Annotated in this window: 16 protein-coding genes and 1 pseudogene; 7 read left to right on the top strand and 10 right to left on the bottom strand. The window is 62.8% G+C overall.

Annotated features, from left to right (window positions below; translation table 11 throughout):
- Positions 1–56: 56 nt before the first annotated feature.
- Positions 57–1,736 carry a helix-turn-helix transcriptional regulator gene (locus tag CN311_RS28495; protein ID WP_245440982.1) on the bottom strand — a complete coding sequence of 560 codons (1,680 nt, stop codon included), beginning with the start codon at positions 1,734–1,736 and terminating at the stop codon, positions 57–59.
- A 222-nt stretch (positions 1,737–1,958) separates the two neighbouring features.
- On the opposite strand from CN311_RS28495, the gene CN311_RS28490 reads away from it, so the two are divergent.
- The gene (locus CN311_RS28490) at positions 1,959–4,271 is read left to right on the top strand and encodes a glucose/quinate/shikimate family membrane-bound PQQ-dependent dehydrogenase (RefSeq protein WP_097576955.1); all 2,313 of its coding nucleotides are present in this window, start codon (positions 1,959–1,961) and stop codon (positions 4,269–4,271) included.
- A gap of 18 nt (positions 4,272–4,289) precedes the next feature.
- Here the strand turns inward: CN311_RS28490 and CN311_RS28485 are convergent, their stop codons facing one another.
- Positions 4,290–4,724 carry a hypothetical protein gene (locus tag CN311_RS28485; protein ID WP_097576954.1) on the bottom strand — a complete coding sequence of 145 codons (435 nt, stop codon included), beginning with the start codon at positions 4,722–4,724 and terminating at the stop codon, positions 4,290–4,292.
- Positions 4,725–4,732: 8 nt separating this feature from the next.
- A complete protein-coding gene (locus CN311_RS33110) occupies positions 4,733–4,879 on the bottom strand; it encodes a hypothetical protein (protein WP_208866594.1) in 147 nt (48 codons plus the stop codon).
- A 242-nt stretch (positions 4,880–5,121) separates the two neighbouring features.
- Between CN311_RS33110 and CN311_RS28475 the strand changes: the two genes are divergently transcribed.
- On the top strand, positions 5,122–6,042 hold the full coding sequence (locus CN311_RS28475) for a dienelactone hydrolase family protein (RefSeq protein WP_097576952.1): 921 nt from the start codon (positions 5,122–5,124) through the stop codon (positions 6,040–6,042).
- A 12-nt stretch (positions 6,043–6,054) separates the two neighbouring features.
- Here the strand turns inward: CN311_RS28475 and CN311_RS28470 are convergent, their stop codons facing one another.
- From CN311_RS28470 to CN311_RS28460, 3 genes are all read right to left on the bottom strand, one after another.
- On the bottom strand, positions 6,055–6,504 hold the full coding sequence (locus CN311_RS28470; protein WP_097576951.1) for a response regulator: 450 nt from the start codon (positions 6,502–6,504) through the stop codon (positions 6,055–6,057).
- On the bottom strand, positions 6,501–7,649 hold the full coding sequence (locus tag CN311_RS28465; RefSeq protein WP_097576950.1) for a histidine kinase dimerization/phosphoacceptor domain -containing protein: 1,149 nt from the start codon (positions 7,647–7,649) through the stop codon (positions 6,501–6,503). Before CN311_RS28465 ends, CN311_RS28470 begins: the two co-directional genes overlap by 4 nt.
- A gap of 132 nt (positions 7,650–7,781) precedes the next feature.
- A complete protein-coding gene (locus CN311_RS28460) occupies positions 7,782–8,699 on the bottom strand; it encodes an EamA family transporter (RefSeq protein ID WP_097576949.1) in 918 nt (305 codons plus the stop codon).
- An 89-nt stretch (positions 8,700–8,788) separates the two neighbouring features.
- Between CN311_RS28460 and CN311_RS28455 the strand changes: the two genes are divergently transcribed.
- The gene (locus CN311_RS28455; protein WP_097576948.1) at positions 8,789–9,268 is read left to right on the top strand and encodes an Lrp/AsnC family transcriptional regulator; all 480 of its coding nucleotides are present in this window, start codon (positions 8,789–8,791) and stop codon (positions 9,266–9,268) included.
- Between the two features lie 41 nt (positions 9,269–9,309).
- Here the strand turns inward: CN311_RS28455 and CN311_RS28450 are convergent, their stop codons facing one another.
- From CN311_RS28450 to CN311_RS32350, 3 genes are all read right to left on the bottom strand, one after another.
- On the bottom strand, positions 9,310–9,507 hold the full coding sequence (locus CN311_RS28450) for a hypothetical protein (protein ID WP_008876617.1): 198 nt from the start codon (positions 9,505–9,507) through the stop codon (positions 9,310–9,312).
- 253 nt (positions 9,508–9,760) lie between these two features.
- Positions 9,761–10,246 (bottom strand): thioesterase family protein, encoded by a 486-nt coding sequence (locus tag CN311_RS28445; protein ID WP_097576947.1) that lies wholly within the window; start codon positions 10,244–10,246, stop codon positions 9,761–9,763.
- A gap of 210 nt (positions 10,247–10,456) precedes the next feature.
- On the bottom strand, positions 10,457–11,230 hold the full coding sequence (locus tag CN311_RS32350; RefSeq protein ID WP_208866593.1) for a hypothetical protein: 774 nt from the start codon (positions 11,228–11,230) through the stop codon (positions 10,457–10,459).
- 97 nt (positions 11,231–11,327) lie between these two features.
- Between CN311_RS32350 and CN311_RS28440 the strand changes: the two genes are divergently transcribed.
- The 3 genes and pseudogenes from CN311_RS28440 to CN311_RS28430 form a co-directional block, all read left to right on the top strand.
- The gene (locus CN311_RS28440; RefSeq protein WP_097576946.1) at positions 11,328–12,746 is read left to right on the top strand and encodes an FAD-binding oxidoreductase; all 1,419 of its coding nucleotides are present in this window, start codon (positions 11,328–11,330) and stop codon (positions 12,744–12,746) included.
- Between the two features lie 6 nt (positions 12,747–12,752).
- Entirely contained in the window at positions 12,753–13,304 is a 552-nt protein-coding gene (locus tag CN311_RS28435; protein ID WP_208866592.1) for a hypothetical protein, read from the top strand.
- A pseudogene (locus CN311_RS28430) lies at positions 13,292–13,543 on the top strand (hypothetical protein); the annotation flags it as partial. The gene CN311_RS28435 and the pseudogene CN311_RS28430, both read left to right, overlap by 13 nt.
- A 72-nt stretch (positions 13,544–13,615) precedes the next feature.
- On the opposite strand, the gene CN311_RS28425 reads toward CN311_RS28430, so the two are convergent.
- A complete protein-coding gene (locus tag CN311_RS28425) occupies positions 13,616–14,599 on the bottom strand; it encodes a Dyp-type peroxidase (RefSeq protein WP_097576944.1) in 984 nt (327 codons plus the stop codon).
- A 232-nt stretch (positions 14,600–14,831) separates the two neighbouring features.
- Between CN311_RS28425 and CN311_RS28420 the strand changes: the two genes are divergently transcribed.
- Positions 14,832–16,415, top strand: a 1,584-nt coding sequence (locus CN311_RS28420; RefSeq protein WP_115504280.1) for an AsmA family protein, incomplete at its 3' end; no start/stop codon positions are given.

Raw genomic sequence — 16,415 nt, 5'->3', positions numbered from 1 at the left:
GGGTGGGGGTCCATCTTCGCAAGAATCCAAATGCCGTCGCCCTGCATGCCGGCGTGTCAGAGCAAACCGTTCTGGAAGGCATAGGCTGTGGCGGCAGTGCGCGAGTTGACCGCGAGCTTGTCGAAGATATTGCTGAGATGCCGGTCGACGGTCTTTTCGCTGAGACCGAGTTCGGTCGCGATCAGCCTGTTTGTCTTGCCGGTGGCGACAAGGCCGAGGACTTCGATCTCGCGCCGCGTCAGGCCATGCGAGGGTGAAGCGGGCGGCCGCATCAACAGATTGACGCGGGCGAGGTCGGGTGCCGCGCCAAGTGCCAAGAAAACCGATCCGGCGACCTCGAATTCCAGTTCGGCTCCATCTTCGTCGCCAAGCATGCGGCAGGCCTGACCGGCCAGCACGCGCAGACGCGCCTCCAGATAGGGCGCACCGGCGCGCTGCCAGGTCGTCAGCGCGGCGCGGAAATGGCCGAGTGCGGCCGCGGCGTCACCCCCGGCCATCTCGATCTCACCTCTCGCCTGCGAGGCCATCGCTGCCAGGATCTCGGTGGCGAAGCGGCCGGCAATCGCCTCCAGTTCCGCGCAGGCTTGGCGCGCTTCGTCGACGGCGCCCGCTGCCATCGTGATTTCGACCAGTGCAGGAAGCAGGCGGGCACGGCCAAGCGGCGCCTTGGTCGTGGCAAGCACACGGCGAATGGTTGCCGCCGCCTGCTCGGTCCTGCCCTGCGTGAGGCGCAGCAGCGCCATGCCGGGTTGCGGCTCCAGTCCGAGCCGGCTGGCGGCACGGTAGAGGTCTTCGGCGGCGGCGAATTCTCCGCGCAGCCGATGGATTTCGGCCTCCTGATAGGCCGCGCCTGCCGCCGCCTCGTTGCCGATGGCATGGGTCAGCGACAGCGTCGCGCGCCTGGCCTCGGCGATGCAGTCCTGCCAGGCGCCGTTCAATTCCATGATCTCGGCGCGGTGCAACAGGCAGACGCCGTTGAACTGAACGAGCTGCGGCTGTGCTCCGCACCAGTCCGACAGCGCTTGCGTCCATTCGCGCGAGCGATCGAATGCATAGACCTGCCGGCATGCGGCGATGAGGTTGCAGTAGATGAGACCGGTGACGATGGGCGAAAGCTTGCCGTCGGCGGCCGGCAGCATGGCTTCGTCGAGCAGGGCGATGCCTTCCTCGACCCGGCCCTGCCGAACCAGGGCACGGCCGAGATAGCATCTGGCAAAGGCGATCAGATCGATGTCGCAACAGCGTTCGCCGATCGCCAGCGCCTGCCTTGCCAGCGTCTCCGATGCCGGATCGTCGCCGGTTTGTTTTTGAGCCGCCAGCAACATCAGATAGCCATGCGCCGCGCACTCGCGGCCAAAGCCATCAGCCAGGCGCTGCGCCTGCTGGATACAGGCGGTTGCGTGGCCCTCCTCGCCCAACGCCAGAAGCCGGAAGCCACGGAAGAATGCCCAATACGCCGCCTGGTCGTCACGGCCGGCTTCGATATGCAGGTTGAAGAGGCGCTCGCCGGCGGCGAAGATGTCCTGATCGCGGTCCAGCATGCCCGCCGACCAGAGCAGCCGTTCCAGGTCTTCCGCACCGAGAGACGCGATCTCGTCCGTTGCCCGCAGAAGCGCGAATGCATCCGCCCATGACCGCTGCGCATAGGCGTGGCGGGCCTTTTCGAGCGATGAGGCGGCATCGGCTTTCATCGGCAAAGCATAGCATTGCCCGATAGCGGGCAGAAGAATGGCCAATGCTACGCCCTGTCATTTCAACGTGAGCGACAGCAGGGGCAAAGGATAGGGCGGAGCAATGCCGGCGGTATCGAAGGATATTGTCCTGCTGATTTGACACCGCGTGCAGGCGAGCGGAAAACTGCGGCGGCGAGATGAAACAGAATCAACAGCGGGCTGCGGTTCCATTTCGTAATGGCGGTTTTCGGCCGCTCGCCTGCTGCACTTCAAAGGAGTGTCGTTATGGCAACCGTCCTTACCGCCGTGGTCCTTGCCTTGATCGGTCTGGCGCTTGGCGGCGGCGGCATCTGGTTGGCTTCGCTGGGCGGCAGCTGGTATTACGTCATAACAGGTCTCGCATTCCTGATAGCCGCCTGGCTGCTGTACAGGCGCAAGTCCCTGGCGCTGTGGCTCTATGCGGCGATCGTGATCGGTACGCTTTGCTGGGCGGTCTGGGAAATCGGCTTCGACTGGTGGGAGCTTGGCCCGCGTGGCGGCATCATCGTGCTTGTGGCGCTATGGCTGCTGACGCCCTGGGCGCGGCGTGGCCTCACCGGCCCGGACGGACGGGCGCCGCTCATTCTTGCCGTGCTGGCCTCGCTTGCGGTGGCCGGCTATTCGATGACGGCGGATCCGAAGGATATCGCCGGCCAGCTCAGCGCCGACAAGGTGACCCCGACCGCCGATCTGGGCGGCGACGTGCCTGCCGGCGAATGGCACTATTACGGCCGCACGCAATACGGCCAGCGCTATTCGCCGCTTGACCAGATCACACCGGACAATGTGGCGAAGCTGCGGCCTGCCTGGACCTACCGCACCGGCGATGTGAAGGGGCCGGACGACGTCGGCGAGACGACCTATCAGGTGACGCCGCTGAAGGTCGGCGATACGCTCTACATCTGCACGCCGCACAATTTCGCCATCGCCATCGATGCCGCGACCGGCAAGGAGAAATGGCGCTACGATCCGCAGGTCAAGCTGGACAAGGACCGCCAGCACCAGACCTGCCGCGGCGTGTCCTATCATGCCGACGCCAGGATCGCCGCTGGCCAGCCCTGTGCCGCGCGCGTCTATCTGCCGACCTCCGATGCGCGATTGATCGCGCTCGACGCCGCGAACGGGCAGGTTTGCCCAGCCTTCGCCGAGGGCGGTACGCTGAACCTGATGGCCAACATGCCTTATCCGAAGTCGGGCTATTACTATTCGACCTCGGCGCCATTGATATCAGGCGGCAAGATCATCGTCGGCGGCGCGGTCAACGACAATTATTCGACCGAGGAGCCGTCCGGCGTCATCCGGGCCTTCGACGTCGATACCGGCGCCCTAGTGTGGAACTGGGATTCGGGCAATCCGGACCAGACGACGCCCTTGGCAGAGGGCCAGACCTACACCCACAACTCGCCCAACATGTGGTCGACGGCGAGCGCCGACGAGAAGCTCGGCCTGCTCTACGTGCCGCTCGGCAACCAGACGCCGGACCAACTCGGCGCCGGGCGCAGCGCCAATGTCGAGAAATTCTCCTCCTCGATCACCGCGCTCGACCTCAACACGGGGCAAGTGCGCTGGGTGCGCCAGACCGTGCATCACGATCTCTGGGACATGGACGTGCCGGCGCAGCCGACGCTGGTCGATATCACCACGGCCAGCGGTGTCGTGCCAGCACTGGTCGGGCCGACCAAGCAGGGCGATCTTTATGTGCTCGACCGACGCAGCGGCGAGCCGATCATTCCGGTCAACGAGGTGCCGGCGCCGGGCGGCGCGATCGAAGGCGATCACACCGCGCCGACGCAGCCGGTCTCGGATCTCAGCTTCAATCCGAAGCCGCTGACCGGCGCCGACATGTGGGGCATCACCATGTTCGACCAGTTGGCGTGCCGGATCGAATTCCAGGGCCTGCGCTATGAGGGCCGCTATACGCCACCCTCCGTGCAGGGTTCGCTGATCTATCCCGGCAATTTCGGCACCTTCAACTGGGGCGGCGTGGCGGTCGATCCGGTCCGCCAGGTGATGTTCGGCATGCCGACCTATCTGGCCTTCAAGTCGCAGCTCATTCCGCGCGACCAGGTGCCGCCGCCGGATGAAGGGCGCGGCAGCGAGCAGGGTCTCAACCGCAACGAAGGCGCACCCTACGCGGTGGTGATGGGGCCGTTCCTGTCGCCGCTCGGGGTGCCTTGCCAGGCGCCGCCCTGGGGCTATGTGGCGGGCGCCGACCTCAGGACCGGCAAGATCGCCTACAAGCACCGCAACGGCACCGTCTACGACATGACGCCGCTGCCGCTGCCGTTCAAGGTCGGCGTGCCGGGCATTGGCGGGCCAATGATCACCGCCGGCGGCGTCGCCTTCCTGGGGGCGGCAGTCGACGACTATCTGCGCGCCTATGACCTGACGACCGGCAAACAGCTCTGGCAGGCCAGGCTGCCGGCCGGCGGACAGTCGACGCCGATGACCTATACCGTCGCCGACGGGCGCCAGTTCGTGGTCATCGTCGCCGGCGGCCATGGCTCGGTCGGCACCAAGCCGGGCGACTATGTGATGGCCTACACGTTGCCGAAGTAGAGGCGGCGCAAGGCGAGTCTAGCTGAGCCCCAGATGACCCTTGAGGCTGGGCACGGAGCCAAGCACCTCGTTGGTCAGTTCGGGGCCGGCCGCGGTCTCGGCCTGCTGGATCAGCGTCGCGCCGGCCTGGCGGATCTGCGCCATGTCGAGGCCCGAGGCTTTGAGCGCCGCGATACCGTTGATCAGCGCACCGGTCTTTTCGCCGAGAACGCCGCCAAGCGCGCCCTGCAGCGACGACAGCAGGCCGCCGCTACCGGCCGAGCCGGCAGCCATGACGTCGTATTTCTGGGCCAGGCCATCGGCGCCAGGAATCTTGGCAAAGAATCTGGAAAGGGTCGTGCCGTCCGCTTCATGCTCGAGCACCGAGAAAATCGTGCCGACGACCTTTTCCGTCACGGCCTGGTCGAGGCCGGCTTTCTCAGAGACGGTATTGACGATGTCCTGGGCGTCCATAACCTGCCTCAGCCCCGGGTTTTCGTGTTCGCAGGCGGGTGCCGGTTGCTGCGGACCTTGACCATCGATCGGCTGGCGAAAGCGGCGGAACGCAGCGCCGCCAGGGCGGCAGCAAGCACGAATGCGCTTGCCAGGATGGGGAAGGTCATGGGCATTGTTCCTTCTTGTCGGAGTTGGCCCTTGTCGGAGCCAACCGGGCTGGGCAGGTGAGCCACACCGCCAGCAGTTTCCTCCGGCATTGTGGCAAGACCATCAAGGTCGTGGGAAATGACCAAAATGTGATTGGAGCCGATGCTTCGCCTGGTGGCTTTCGCCGCGTCACTCATCCGTGACTGGACCGCGCACGTTGCGACCCTATCTTGTCGCAGCGAGATCATCCCGAAGCGAGGAGCACGCCATGACGAAGTCCGCCGTCAGTCCCGAAAGCGCCAGGGCTGCCAAGCCGGTCATCACGAAGCCCGCCATTACCCAGGCGATGATCGACGCCTATGACGAATACACGCATCTGACGCTCGACCGCCGCCGCTTCATGGAGCAACTGACCAGGCTTGCCGGATCGGGCGCGGCGGCGGCCACGATCGCCCCGCTGCTGGCGGCGAATGCGGCCCAGGCGGCGATCGTTTCCGAGGACGATCCGCGGGTGACGGGCGAGGACATCACTTTCCCGGGCAGTAGCGGCGAGATGAAGGGCTACCTGGTCAAGCCGGCCGGCCAGTCCGGCAAGCTCGGCACCGTCATCGTCGTGCATGAGAACAGGGGGCTCAACCCGCATATACGCGACGTGGCACGGCGCATCGCGCTGGAAGGCTTCGTGGCCTTGGCGCCGGACTTCCTGTCGCCGCTCGGCGGCACGCCGGTCGACGAAGACAAGGCGCGTGATCTGTTTCCCAAGCTTGATCCGGCGCAGACCGCGGCCAATGCCGTGGCGGCGGTCGCCTTCCTCAAAGGATACCAGGACGGCAATGGCAAGGTCGGCGCGGTCGGCTTCTGCTGGGGTGGCGGCACCGTCAACATGCTGGCGGTCAATGCGCCCGATCTCGCCGCCGGCGTTGCCTATTACGGCATGCAGCCGAAGGCCGAGGATGTGCCCAGGATCAAGGCGGCGCTGCTTCTGCACTATGCCGGGCTCGACACGCGCATCAATGCCGGCATCGACGCCTTCAAGAAGGAACTCGGCGCGGCCCATGTCGAATACACCGTCTATGAAGGCGCCAACCATGCCTTCAACAACGACACGTCGGCGGCCCGCTACGACAAGCAGGCGGCCGATCTTGCCTGGGGCCGGACGGTTACCTTCCTCAGGGAGAAGCTGGCTTAGCGGGTCTGGTTGTCAGGCGGCAGTCGGTATCCAGACTGTCTGGAAGGCCGGCGACAGAGTGAAGCCCACCGGCAGCACCGACTCGGGTGGCGGACGACGGACGCCTTCCTGCAGGTAGCGCAATGCCGACGTCAGCCCGTTCATCGTATAAGGTTTGGCGATTACGCCGATCGCGCCGGCGAAATGATCGGGAATGCGTTTTGGATTGGCGGTCATGAATACCACCATTGAGCGCTTGCTCCGACGGAAATGTTCGGCCACTTCGACGCCGGTCGCGCCGTCAGCCAGGTGAATGTCGACAAAGGCGATGTCGGCGTCTGTCGAATCGACCATGTCGACCGCTTCGCCAGAGGAGGTCGCCCAGCCGACGACGCTGTGGCCGGCTTCCTCGATCAGACTTTCCAGTTCCATGGCCAGCAGCGCCTCGTCCTCGACGATCAGGACCTTGAGCGGTTCAATCATGACACATTCCCTTCTTGCTGCGGTACATTCGGCATCCTGATGACGACCCGGGTGCCGGGGCCGGCATCTCGCCATTCGATGTCGGCATGCAACTGGCGGCCGAGGGACTTGATCAGCCGCATGCCGAAAGAGGCATCACCATTGGAATCGGCCATGCCGACGCCGTCGTCGGTAACTTCGATATTGAGGTGGCCATCGGGCTGACTCATCTTGATGCCGATGCTGCCGGCGATCGATCCGTCCGGCTTTTCCTTGAAGGCGTGTTTCAGGGCGTTGGTGACGAGTTCGTTGACCATGAGGGCCACGGGGGTGGCTTTTTCGGCAGAGACGACAATCGGATCAAGGTCGAGCTTCGATGTTATCTCGGAACGTCCCGATGCCGTGAGCAGATCCGAAATCAAGTCGCGGGCGAAGTCGGAAACGTCGAACCTGCTGACGTCCTTCGATTGATATAGCCGGCGATGCACGGTGCTCAAGGCCTCGATGCGTTCCAGCATCGTGGTCAGCGATTGCCTTATGCCTTCGTCCTTTATGGTCCGGCGCTGCATGATGATCAGAGAAGAAATCATCTGCAAATTGTTCTTGACGCGATGATCGACCTCATGAAGCAGTGTTGTCTGCGCCTCCAGAGCGGCTTCCAACTCCTTAGTGCGCTCCCTGACCGCCTTTTCGAAGCGTTCCTTGTCAGCGCTCATCCGATGTTCGGACAGTTTGCGGTCGGAAACGTCAAGCTGCGAAGCAAAGAAGAACTGCAGCTCGCCTTTGTCATTGGATACCGGGCTGATGTAGAGCGCGTTCCAGAACGTCGAGCCGTCCTTGCGATAGTTCAAGAGATCGATGCTGATATCGCTGCGGCTGGCGATTGCTTCCCGAACCTGTTCCACGGCCATCCTGTCCGTCTGTGGTCCCTGCAGAAAGCGGCAGTTCTTGCCCAGAACCTCCTGTCGCTCGTAGCCGGTGAGGCGCAGGAAGGCGTCATTGGCGAATACGATAGGGTTGTCCGGCCGCCGGGGATCGGTGATGATCATCGACATCCTTGTGGCGCGAATGGCCGCCGCGAACGGATCGCCCTTGCCGTGCTCGGCATGCAAGTCGTCCGTCATGTGCCACGCATCGGCCGGCTCACTGGTGCGTTTCCAGTCCATCTTTTTGCTCCAACCGTTTTTCGAAGGGACAACGGCGCAAAAGCGGGATTGGTTCAATCTTAAGCTTTCTTGTCGCAGCTACTCGAATCGGGGAACCAAAGCGGGGTTTTTGCAAGCCATTGAAATAGTTGACTAATGGGTCTGCTCCGGACCCGCCGGCCTGTGGAAGGCGACGCCAGCGACCACCAGCGCGATGCCGAGGCAATCGGTGAGGCTCGGAATCTGATGCAGCACAACGACGCCGATCAACGTTGCGGTGACCGGCAGCAGCGACAGCATCAGCGCGAAGCTCGACCGCGGCAGGCGCGACATGGCGAACTGGTCGCAGATATAGGGGATGACCGACGAGCAGATGCCGACGCCGATGGCGGCGATGAGCAGCGTCGGGGCCGAGAAGGCCGGCAGCGCATCGGCGAAGCCCATCGGCAGCACGATGAGGAAGGCGACCGACATCGCGGCGCCCAGGCCGGCGATGCCGTTGCCGGCACCGGCACGGGCGACGCGATGGCCGAGCACGATATAGCCGACGAACAGCGCGCCGTTGAGGAAGGCCCAGCACAGGCCGATCGGGTCGCTCGACCACTTAACATCGATCAACAGCAAGGTGCCGGTGACGGCGACCGCAAGGGCGGCCAGATTGCGCGGGCTTCTGAGGCCGACCAGCGCGACGCCGATGGTGCCGACGAATTCGATCGCCGCAACCAGCGAGATCGGCAAGCGGTCGAGCGCCAGGTAGAAGGAACAATTCATGATGCCAAGGCAGACGCCGAAGGCCAGAAGCAGCAATCTCGTCGAGCGGTCGGCACGGGCAAAGACCGTCCACGGCCGGGTCAGCGGCGCAAAGACGAGGGCTGCGCTGGCGATGCGCAGCCATGCCATGCCGAGCACCCCGACATGCGGGAAAAGCAGCACGGCGAAGGCAGGCCCGAGATAGTGGAACACGGCGCTGACGCCGAACCAGACATGCGGCGGCAGCGCGGTTGCCAGGTTCGCAAAGGCCGACTTGGCGAGGGCAGGGCTGGCGGCGGGTGCTTGCGCTCGATCTTCCATGGGATCATTGTCGCAAGGTATTTTTCCGGTTTATATGGATGATGACCGGCCAAAACAATCAATGACCTTTCGATCCCGAGGAGTTCTCATTGAAACGCCTTCGAAACGAAAATGCCGATCTCGATGCCGCCGACCTGAAAATCCTGCGGCTGCTGGAAAAGGATGCGCGCACCAGCACCGCTGAGTTGGCGCGTTCGGTCGGCTTGTCGGCGCCGAGCGTGGCCGAGCGCATCAGGCGGCTGCAGGAGAGCGGCGTGATCGAGGCCTATACGGTCAGGATCAATCCGGCGGCGCTCGGCCTGAAACTGTCGGCATGGCTGCGGATCAGGCCGGTGCCGGGGCAACTGGCTGTGGTGGCCGAGATCATCCGCGACCTGCCGGAAATCGCGCAATGCGACCGGGTTACGGGTGAGGACTGCTTCATCGCGCTGGCGCATGTCGGTTCGGTGGCCGAGCTCGAACGGGTGATCGACCGCATCATTCCGCACGCGATGACCAACACCGCGATTATCCAGTCGTCACCGGTGAGGGCGCGCTCGCCGCTCGGGGCGCTGAAGCGTCCGGCTTGATTCTCGGAAAGAGGGCAGTGAAGCCTCGGCGTGCCTTCCGGTCAGGCATGCCCGCGCTTCGAGCGCGCCTGTTTCAGGATGGCGCGCCAGCGGATCATGGCGAAGGGGATCGGTTCATTGTTGTTGGCGATGTGGAAGATCTCGTTGTTGAGATTCTTCAGCGAGCGCCAGAAATCATAGTCGCTGATGCGTGGATCGGCTGCCAGCCTGTCCGCCTCGACCTTGATGTCGGTTTTCATGCACGTTCCCCGAACCGCTTCCGTCCAGCCGCCCGTATCGCAACTCGATGCGGACGGTTTTCGACCGCCGCGCTGAGTCGTTCAACGACTCAATTCGGCTTGTTCACGTTAAAACCTCGGTAAGGTTAACGGTGGCCGGAGCGTGGTTCAAGTCATCTTGCGGGCTAGTCCCGGTTGCTTAGTGAGGCGTAGTGGCTTCGAGGTAACGGTATGAATAAAAACAATAACTTAGAGCGAGTTGTGCAAAACCTCTTCAGGCATGGCGCCGCTTGATACCGATCGAACGGCCGGCGCGTTCCGGCATCGGCAGCGCGGCATGGGCGGCGCGCATGGCCTCGATCCTGGCCAGCACATCGGCCGGGAAGGGCGCCACTTTCGGCCCGGACATGTCGACATGCAGCGATAGTGATTCGGAAGTGGCGGCGAGCCAGCCGTCGAGATGGCGGATCTCCTGGTAGACCCGCAGCCGCTTGTCGTCATGGTCGAGGAGCTGGAAGGAGACGGTGACCTTGTGGTCGAGATGCAGTTCCCGCACGTAGCAGACATGCACTTCCGCCGTGTAGATGGTGAGGCGGCGCTCCTGGGCATAGTTCGGCCCCATACCCATCATCTCGAAGGCGTCGTCCGAGCAGCGGTCGAACAGCACGTTGTAATAGGCCATGTTGAGATGGCCATTGTAGTCGATCCAGTCCTTCTCGATGTCCATGGCTCGAGAAACGAAAGGGGATGGGATCGGCATCGAAAACTTCCTTGTTCTGGCGCTGGACAGGGCGTGGTCGCTAAGACTAGGCATCATCCTTATATGCATGACAAGCGCGGACACTGGTCCATTCGCGGAGGAATTCATGGCTCTGAGCGACCTCAACCCGGTCGAACGCAACGAGGAAGGCATCGCCGCCGTGCTCGGCATCCTGAAGCAGCGGCTTGGCGAGCGCTTGGACCGGATTTCTTAAGTTTCTGGCAGAGCGCGACGAGTTGCCAGAATGGCAAGCCCGCCTAGGGGAAAGACAAACATCATCATCACTTTTCCAGCCGCTCCCCAGAAGAGTGTCAAATCGTCACCGGCCGTATAGCAAGCAGCATTTAACCAGCAGTGGTCAGTGGTTGTCTGGAATTCGTCGAAACCAAAGTAAGCGCTCAAACTCATCAAAATACCGAAAGAAACAGAAGCGAAGGTAAATATAGAATTTGGTCTTTCTCGTTTGCCGGAATTGAGCCTTTCGGTTATCTCATTCCTTGGCATCGCGACGTAGTACGCCAATGTGACAAGAGACGATATCAAACCTGCAAAAAGAAAACAGGTTATTATTGATTGGGCTCTGAAGGTATATTGACCTGAAAGAGGCGGTTGAACAGAAGTTGCGTATTTGGCAACAACGGGAAAGAGATTTGACCCAGCCGCTGATAACATTGAACCCACGTGGCCGATGACGCCTTGATTGGGTTCAGCATAGGTAAGCGCGATGGCAAGTGCCTCTGCGAACAATAAGATCGCAACGATAAAGGTAGAAAGATAACCGCCATAACGCTGGGCAAAGAGGCCGGGCTTGTAATTGGAGACCGGCTGTGCGCGAGTACTTACAACGGCGAATAGCGCCAGAAAGGCAAAGAAGATAACCACGCCAAACCAGCCGGCCCGGCTTTGCCGGGATGCACTATGCACTGCCCATCCAGGCAAAAGAGCCAAGAAAAGGATCAGGTATCCTATTGCCGCACGTGTCATTTCTGACCTGAAGGTCGCCATCCCAGCTTGACTAGCCCAATGGACATCCGCGCGGCAAGTGGCTTAGACCTTCGGAAGAAAATTGGGATAGAACAATATGGCTCTGAGCGACCTCAACCCGGTCGAACGCAACGAGGAGGGCATCGCCGCCGTGCTCGGCATCCTCAAGCAGCGGCTTGGCGAGCGGTTCCAGACCGGCGAGGCGATCCGCGCCCAGCACGCGCATACCACCACCTACATTCCGACCCAGGCGCCGGACGGCGTGGCCTTTGTCGAGACAACGGCCGAGGTGCAGGAAATCGTGTCGGCCTGCGCGGCGCATCGCGTGCCGGTGATCGCCTTCGGCGTCGGTTCCTCGCTCGAGGGCCACACCAACGCGCCGGGGGGCGGCATCTCTGTCGATACGTCGCGGATGAACCGCATCCTGGCGGTCAATCCGCAGGATCTCGATTGCACTGTCGAGCCCGGGGTGACGCGCGAGGATCTCAACCGGCATCTGCGCGACACCGGGCTGTTCTTTCCGATCGATCCTGGCGCCAATGCTTCGCTGGGCGGCATGGCGGCGACGCGGGCATCGGGCACCAATGCGGTGCGCTACGGCACGATGCGCGAGAATGTGTTGTCGCTGACGGCGGTGATGGCGGACGGACAGGTGGTGACGACAGGAAAACGCGCGAAAAAGAGTTCGGCCGGCTATGATCTGACGCGGCTCCTGATCGGCTCCGAAGGCACGCTCGGCATCATCACCTCGCTGACTCTGAGGCTGCAGGGCATCCCACAGGCGATCTCTGGCGGCGTCTGCCCGTTTCCCAGCGTCGAGGCGGCCTGCAATGCGGTGATCGCGACGATCCAGATGGGCATTCCGGTGGCGCGCATCGAACTGGTCAATGCGCTGCAGATGCGGGCGATGAAAAATTATTCGAAGCTCGACTATCCGGAAAGCCCGTGCCTGTTCGTCGAATTCCATGGCAGCGATGCCGGCGTTGCCGAACAGGCCGAGACCTTCGGCGCGATCGCCGAGGAGTATGGCGGCGGCCCGTTCCTTTGGACCAGCGTCGCCGAGGAGCGGACAAAACTGTGGAAGGCCAGGCACGACGCCTACTGGTCGTCGCTGACGCTCAGGCCCGGCGCCAAGGGGCTGTCGACCGACGTCTGCGTGCCGATCTCGCGCTTTGCCGAATGCGTCACGCAAACCGAGGCCGACATCGCCGAGATGGGGCTGGTCGCGCCGATCGTCGGCCATGCCGGCGACGGCAATTTCCATGTGCTGGTGCTGATGGACGTGAATGACCCGAAGGAAATCGCGCAGACGGAAGAATTCGTGGCGCGGCTCAACATGCGGGCGATCGGCATGGACGGGACCTGCACCGGCGAGCATGGCATCGGGCAAGGCAAGGTCGGTTTCCTGCGCCACGAACTTGGCCACGGCGTGGACATTATGCGCACCATCAAGCAGGCGCTTGATCCACTCAACATCATGAACCCGGGCAAGATATTGCCGGGCACCGACCATTAGATGTCGATGGCCGAGACGCTGATGCCGATCGAAGTGCCGCTGTCGTCCGCCGGCGCACCACTTCCTCACATCTTCGCGGATGAAGGCAGACTGCTTGTTGCCTATCTCGTCAACATCCCGGAGCCGTCATTTGATGGCACGAATCCGCGTTCGGCTTCGCCGGCAACGGGCAACCAATCGGTCGCAATCCTGACTGCGGAACCATATCTGGCGTTGCAGTTCGGCCCGCCGAACGACGAAGCTATCAGCGGGCATCGCCTGTATGGACTAGGCTTGCGGCCTTACGCGGCATTCGAAGTTCTCGATTCTTCCTGGATAGCCTCTTTTGAGAAGGCAAATCGGGTTCACGCGTCCCACACGCCGGAGCTTTTTTCGACCTATCGGCATTTCATCCTGACATTCCATGACTCGACGCTTGAATTCGTCGCCGAGAGTTTCTCCACCCGCCTACACGAGGGAGCGGTCCTGGCCTTATTGATGGAAAGCGCCGGCCGTCCTGTTCCAGCGCACCGTGTCAAACCACCTGGATTTTTCACACGACTTTTGGGACGCGGTTGAAGCTCGAGGTTCTGGCGATGGCCATGCGGCGGCTGAATGGCGAGGCTGAGCGGCGCCGGCAACTGGCGGCGCGTGTCTCGCTGGTCGAGAATGCTCGCAACGCACTGGCCAGCAAACAAGGGGCTGCCGCGAACGGGTCGGATTTCAACACGCGCAGCGCGCACAAGGGCATGCGGCCGGTGGCAAACCAGAAGGCGCCTGTCCTGGCACGGCCGGCGGAACGCGGCCGGCAACGGTAGGCAGCCAAAGTGGCGCAGGCGAAGCGCGACGCTCGCTGAAATTCTTCAGCAGATCCAGCAGCAGTCGGTCAATCAGGTTGCCGCAGCCTTCTCCTGCGCCGCCTGAGCAAGCGCCTGCAGCATCGGGCGGGTTGGAGCGAAGAATGTCGTGCCGGTATGCGGCGTGGAGACATCGAGCAGCCGGTCGTAGGCGCCCGGCGGGTCGCCGACATACATTCGCTGCAGCATCTTCTCGATCACCCAGAGATAGCGGGAATAGCCGATAAAGTAGGTTCCGAACTCGTTTTGGCCTGGCCGGCCGAAGGGCATGTTGTCGCGCAGTATGTCGTATTCATTGCCGTCGGCATCCTCGATGGTGGCCAGCGACTTGTGCGATTTGCGCGGCGCGTCGTCATCGTCGATCTCGATATTGTCGATCTTGGTGCGACCGATGATCTCCTCCTGGACTGGCGTCGGGATTCGCGCCCAGGCAGCAAGATCGTGCAAATATTTCTGCACGACGACATAGCTGCCGCCGGCGAAGTCGGCATCCTCATCACCGACAAGTGCCGAGGCAGGCAGATCGAGGCCGGTCGGGTTGGCCGTGCCGTCGACGAAGCCGAGCAGGTCACGCGCATCGAAATAGCGAAAGCCGGAGACCTCGTCGACGACAGTCACGCTCTCGCCAAGGCTGCCGAGCAGTATCCGCTCGAACTCAAAGCACATGTCGGGGCGTTCGGACCGGATGTGGAACAGAAGGTCGCCGGGTGTCGACGGCGCCGAATGAACCGCGCCTTTGATCGCCGTGAATGGTCTCAACTCAAGCGGCCGCCGGTCTGGACAGAGACGATCCCACAGGTCGGGGCCGATCCCGGCAATGCATGACAGCCGGCCGGAAAGGTCGCGGAAGCCGATGGTCTTGACGAGATCGTCGAGCCCGCCGAGCACCGAGGCGACCTTGGCGAGAGCGGCCGGTTCATTGGCGACGGTGACGACAAGAAACACCGCCGAAAGCGACAGCGGAGCGTCGACGCTCTGCGCATCGATCGGCACCCGGTCCCAATTCTTCCCAGACATGCGAAAGTCTCCGCTTTTATTTCAGATGATCGCAAACCGAAGAAGAGGGGGGACGGAGGCGGGCCTGCTCAGAAGAGGATATCGCGACCGCCGGGGGTCACGCAACAGCGGACCGGGACCAGGCAACAGCGGATGGCCTTGCCTGTTGCGGACGACACAGCCGAATTGCCTCTTTATCGACACGCTGATGCGGGTAGAGTGCGGCTGATTTTCAATCGATGCTTGGGGATTGATGCTCGCACGCCTGTTCGTGATCTTCGGTGGCCTTTTCGTGCTGGTGCTGTGCGCGGCGCTGGTGGTGCCGTATTTCATCGACTGGACGGGCTACCGCGCCGACTTCGAACGTGAGGCGAGCGCCATCCTGGGCCGCAAGGTAACCGTTCAGGGCGATGCCACGGCGAGGCTGTTGCCGTTTCCCTCGGTGACCTTTTCGAACGTCACTGTCGCCGGCGGCGCCGGCGGCCAGCCGGCAATGACCGTCGAGACCTTTTCGATGGACGCCGAACTTGCGCCCTTCCTGCGCGGCGAGGTGCTGATCTTCGACATGCGGCTGGTCAGGCCGAAGGCGACGATCGACATTGCCCAGGACGGAACCGTCGACTGGGCGATGCGGCCATCCTCCCCCTTCGATCCTAGCCAGATCTCGATCGAGAAGCTGACGATAACCGAGGGGCAGATCGCGCTCCGCCATGCCGCCGGCGGGCGCAGCCATCTCATTTCCGAGATCAACTCGACGATCTCGGCCAAATCGTTGGCCGGGCCATGGCGGATGGACGGATCGCTGCGGCTCGACGGCTTGCGCACCACGGTGGCTGCCTCCACCGGCAAGGCCGGTGCGAATGGAGAGATGCGGCTCCGGCTCAGGGCCAATCCGGATGCCTATCCGCTGGTCATGGAAACCGACGGCAATGCGGGCATCGTCGAGGGCGCCGCAGTCTATTCGGGCCAGTTCAAGATCTCAGGCGCCGACAAGAATGGCGCAGACAAGAATGGAGCCGGCCAGAATTCAGCCGAATTGCGCGGAACCGACGGCGAAACGGTGAAGGTCAGCGCGGGGAAACCGGATCCGGGGTTCAGGCTGAACGGTAATTTCTCGCTCGACCACCAGAAGCTCGGCATCGACGAATTCCGTTTCGAGACCGGGCCGCTCGACAATCCCTATACAGCCGACGGCAAGGCTTCGGTCGATCTCGGCCTGAAGCCGAGTTTTGCGATCGAGGCCAATGGCGCGCAGGTGCAGTTCGACGAGGCCGTGGGCGCTGAGGGTGGCGCCGGCCTGACACTGGATCAGCGCATTGCCGGGCTGGAGCAGGCGCTGCTCGGCCTGCCGAAACCGACCATACCTGGCACCGTCGAGGTCAAGCTGCCGGCGGTTGTCGCCGGCGATACGACGGTTCGCGACGTGCACCTTTCCGCCGAGCCGACCGATGGCGGCTGGTCGGTGAAGTCGCTGGCCGCGACGCTACCTGGCCGCGCCAGGCTGGAAGCCAACGGCATGCTCAGCGTCGAGAGCCATTTCGGCTTCACTGGTTCGCTGCTTCTGGCGGTGGCGCAGCCTTCCGGCTTTGCCGCCTGGCTGTCGAAGGATGTCGACGAGGCGATCCGCCGGCTGCCGGCTGCCGGCTTCAAGGCGAATGTCGACCTGACCGAAAAGCGCCAGGCTTTCAGCGACCTCGAACTTGTGCTTGGCAAGGCGAAGTTTTCCGGCCGTATCGATTCCAGCCAGCCCGACGACGCCAAGCCATCGGTGCTGATGCGCCTCGAAGGCGGTGAACTCGATGTCGACGGCCTCGCCGCCTTCGCCTCGATCTTCATC

The sequence above is a fragment of the Mesorhizobium sanjuanii genome, assembly GCF_002529485.1.
Classification (GTDB): Bacteria; Pseudomonadota; Alphaproteobacteria; order Rhizobiales; family Rhizobiaceae; genus Mesorhizobium; species Mesorhizobium sanjuanii.
The sequence above is the reverse complement of the archived record's forward strand: the minus strand, read 5'-3'. Positions and strand labels throughout refer to the sequence as shown.

Excerpts from the sequence above, each read along its gene's own strand:
- CN311_RS28490 (WP_097576955.1), top strand. The coding sequence starts at position 1,959 with ATGGCAACCGTCCTTACCGCCGTGGTCCTTGCCTTGATCGGTCTGGCG.
- CN311_RS28485 (WP_097576954.1), bottom strand. The coding sequence starts at position 4,724 with ATGGACGCCCAGGACATCGTCAATACCGTCTCTGAGAAAGCCGGCCTC.
- CN311_RS33110 (WP_208866594.1), bottom strand. The coding sequence starts at position 4,879 with ATGCCCATGACCTTCCCCATCCTGGCAAGCGCATTCGTGCTTGCTGCC.
- CN311_RS28475 (WP_097576952.1), top strand. The coding sequence starts at position 5,122 with ATGACGAAGTCCGCCGTCAGTCCCGAAAGCGCCAGGGCTGCCAAGCCG.
- CN311_RS28470 (WP_097576951.1), bottom strand. The coding sequence starts at position 6,504 with ATGATTGAACCGCTCAAGGTCCTGATCGTCGAGGACGAGGCGCTGCTG.
- CN311_RS28465 (WP_097576950.1), bottom strand. The coding sequence starts at position 7,649 with ATGGACTGGAAACGCACCAGTGAGCCGGCCGATGCGTGGCACATGACG.
- CN311_RS28460 (WP_097576949.1), bottom strand. The coding sequence starts at position 8,699 with ATGGAAGATCGAGCGCAAGCACCCGCCGCCAGCCCTGCCCTCGCCAAG.
- CN311_RS28450 (WP_008876617.1), bottom strand. The coding sequence starts at position 9,507 with ATGAAAACCGACATCAAGGTCGAGGCGGACAGGCTGGCAGCCGATCCA.
- CN311_RS28445 (WP_097576947.1), bottom strand. The coding sequence starts at position 10,246 with ATGCCGATCCCATCCCCTTTCGTTTCTCGAGCCATGGACATCGAGAAG.
- CN311_RS32350 (WP_208866593.1), bottom strand. The coding sequence starts at position 11,230 with ATGACACGTGCGGCAATAGGATACCTGATCCTTTTCTTGGCTCTTTTG.
- CN311_RS28440 (WP_097576946.1), top strand. The coding sequence starts at position 11,328 with ATGGCTCTGAGCGACCTCAACCCGGTCGAACGCAACGAGGAGGGCATC.
- CN311_RS28435 (WP_208866592.1), top strand. The coding sequence starts at position 12,753 with ATGGCCGAGACGCTGATGCCGATCGAAGTGCCGCTGTCGTCCGCCGGC.
- CN311_RS28425 (WP_097576944.1), bottom strand. The coding sequence starts at position 14,599 with ATGTCTGGGAAGAATTGGGACCGGGTGCCGATCGATGCGCAGAGCGTC.